Here is a 2537-nt window from a genome sequence, read left to right as displayed (position 1 = left end):
GGCGTGGGCGTCACGATCCCCTCGGCGCGCGGCCCCGGCGGCGCCGCCTGCAGCGACACGCGGTACACCGGCGGCAGCGGGCGCGGGGCCTCGCGCGGCCAGAACGCGATCGCCGCCACGACGGCCGCATGTACGACCGCCGACGCGGCGATCCCCCGCCCCAGCCGCGTCGTCGAGTCGGCGCGCCGCGCGCGGCGGGGGACGTAGCGCCCGACGGGGGTCGGCGCCGGCGCCGCCGTCACGGCGTCTCGGGCTCCGCGACGAGGCCCACGTCGCCCACGCCGCTCGCGCGCATCACGCCGAGGACCCGCACCACGGTGCCGTACGGCACCCCGGCGTCGGCGCGCAGGTACACGCCCCCCTCGGTCCCCTTCTGGTCGGCGAGCGTCCTGAAGCTCCCCTCGAACTCCGCCAGCGACAGCGGCGTGTCGTCGACGAACACGCGCCCGTCGCGCGTCACCGAGACCGCGAGCTGGCGCTTCGCCTCGAGCGGGCGCGCCTTGGCGGTCGGCAGCGCGATGTCGATCCCGCCCTGCATCATCGGCGCGGTGATCATGAAGATCACCATCAGGAGCATCATCACGTCGATCAGCGACACGACGTTGATCTCCGCGTTCAGGTGCAGGCGCTCGCGGCGGCGGCGGCTCACGTCAGGCGCTCCGGGGAATCAGATCCGCTCCTCGCGCACCAGCAGCGCGATGAGCTCCGAGCCGAAGCCGTCCAGCTCCCCGTCGAGGCGGTTGAGCCGGTTGGCCAGGGCGTTGTACCCGAAGACCGCCGGAATGGCCACGGCCAGCGCCGCGGCGGTCGCCACCAGCGCCTCGGCGACGCCCGGCGCGACCGCCGCGAGGTTCCCCGCCCCGCCGCGCGCGATCCCGGTGAACGCCGAGATGACGCCCAGCACCGTGCCGAGCAGCCCGATGAGCGGGCTGACCGAGCCGATGGTGGCCAGCCAGGAGACGAAGCGCGCCAGGCGGTCGCGCCCCGCGTCGCTCTCCGAGTCGAGCACGAGGCGCAGCGCCTCGACCTGCGACCCCGAGAGGCGCGCCGAGCGGTCGGCGGTGCCGGGAAGCGCGGGGCGCGTCTCGGACAGGAAGAGCATCGCGCGGCGGAACACGTCCACGAACGGGCTCCCGGTCGCGCGCCCCGCGGCCCGCTCGGCCTCCGACAGCGAGCCCGCGTGCTCGAACTCGCGCACGAACGCGCGCCCCGCGCGCTCGACGCGCGAGTACTCGAGCCACTTCGCGAGCATGATCCCCCAGCTGATCAGCGACAGCACCACGAGCACGACGAGGACGACCTTCGTCTCGGTGGACGCCGCGCCGATCAGCCCGATGACGTCCGACGGCACCGCGGGCGCGTTGGCGCCGCCCGGGCCGGAGAGCGGCGGCGGGTCCTGCACGAACGCCGCGGTCACGCCGTGGCCCCCGCGGTGCGCGTGCGGCGCTCGGCGAAGAACTGGTACGTCTCGGCGAGCCCGCGGTCGAGCGGCACCTGCGGCGTCCACCCGAGCTGCGCGCCGGCCTTGTCCACCACCAGCGCGCTCCGCTGCAGCTCGCCCGCGCGCGCCGGCGCGCGCTCGACCGGCGTCGACGTGCCGGCCGCCTGCTGCAGCAGCTCGGCGAGCCGGTTGACGCTCGTCTCGATCCCGGTGCCGACGTTGAACGCCCGCGCGTCGAGCGCGCCCACCGCGGGCAGCGCGCGCGTCGCGGCGAGGAAGTTCGCGCGCGCGACGTCCTTCACGAAGACGTAGTCGCGCGTCTGCTCGCCCGTGCCGAAGGTCGTCATCGCGCGCCCGTCAAGCAGCCGGTTGCAGAAGATCGCGACCACGCCGGCCTCGCCGTGCGGGTCCTGCCGCGGCCCGTACACGTTGGCGAAGCGCAGCGCGACGCACTCCAGCCCGTGCTGCCGCGCGTAGTACGCCATGTAGTACTCGACGCTCAGCTTCGCGATGCCGTACGGCGACTCGGGGTCCTTCGGGTCGGTCTCGCGCGCGGGGGGCTGCACGAAGTCGCCGTAGAGCGCTCCCCCGGTGCTGGCGAACACCACGCGCGGCGCCTTCCCGCCGTCCTCCTTCGCCTGGCGCGCGGCCTCCAGCACGTTCAGCGAGCCGAGGACGTTCTGCGTGGCGTCGAAGCGCGGGTCGCCGACGCTCTTGCGCACGTCGATCTGCGCGGCGAGGTGGCAGACGACGTCGAAGCCGCCCGTCCGCACCAGCGCCGACGTCTCCGCGGCCCCGATGTCCTGCTCGTGGAAGGTGGCCGCCGCCGGCAGGTTCTCGCGCCGCCCGCTCGACAGGTTGTCGACGATCGCGACCTCGTACCCCTCGGCGAGGAAGAGGTCGGCGACGTGGGAGCCGATGAAGCCGGCTCCGCCGGTGACGAGCGCCTTCTTGGCCATGATGCGCAGATGACGGTGAGGGGACGGGGCGCGGCGGCGGGGGCGGGCGGGGCCCACGGGGGCGCGGCGGCCGGGCAATCTAACCGGGCCGGCGGGGCGCAGGCATGCGCGGCCGCGGCCCGCGCCCGCCGGACGCG

The 2537-nt window shown here is 75.3% G+C and carries 3 protein-coding genes and 1 pseudogene; all 4 read right to left on the bottom strand.

Annotation, left to right across the window (positions count from 1 at the left end; genetic code table 11):
- Positions 1 to 242 (bottom strand): annotated as a pseudogene (locus PYV61_RS23990) (hypothetical protein); the annotation flags it as partial.
- Positions 239 to 649, bottom strand: a complete 411-nt coding sequence (locus PYV61_RS23985) for a biopolymer transporter ExbD (RefSeq protein ID WP_275836400.1) — start codon at positions 647 to 649, stop codon at positions 239 to 241. The pseudogene PYV61_RS23990 and the gene PYV61_RS23985, both read right to left, overlap by 4 nt.
- An 18-nt stretch (positions 650 to 667) precedes the next feature.
- On the bottom strand, positions 668 to 1417 hold the full coding sequence (locus tag PYV61_RS23980) for a MotA/TolQ/ExbB proton channel family protein (protein ID WP_275836399.1): 750 nt from the start codon (positions 1415 to 1417) through the stop codon (positions 668 to 670).
- On the bottom strand, positions 1414 to 2400 hold the full coding sequence (locus tag PYV61_RS23975) for an NAD-dependent epimerase/dehydratase family protein (RefSeq protein WP_275836398.1): 987 nt from the start codon (positions 2398 to 2400) through the stop codon (positions 1414 to 1416). The genes PYV61_RS23980 and PYV61_RS23975 overlap by 4 nt, the downstream gene beginning before the upstream one ends.
- Positions 2401 to 2537 lie beyond the last annotated feature (137 nt).

It is taken from the genome of Roseisolibacter sp. H3M3-2 (assembly GCF_029211165.1).
GTDB lineage: Bacteria > Gemmatimonadota > Gemmatimonadetes > Gemmatimonadales > Gemmatimonadaceae > Roseisolibacter.
Note: the sequence above shows the minus strand (reverse complement) of the source record. Positions and strands in the feature narration are given on the sequence as shown.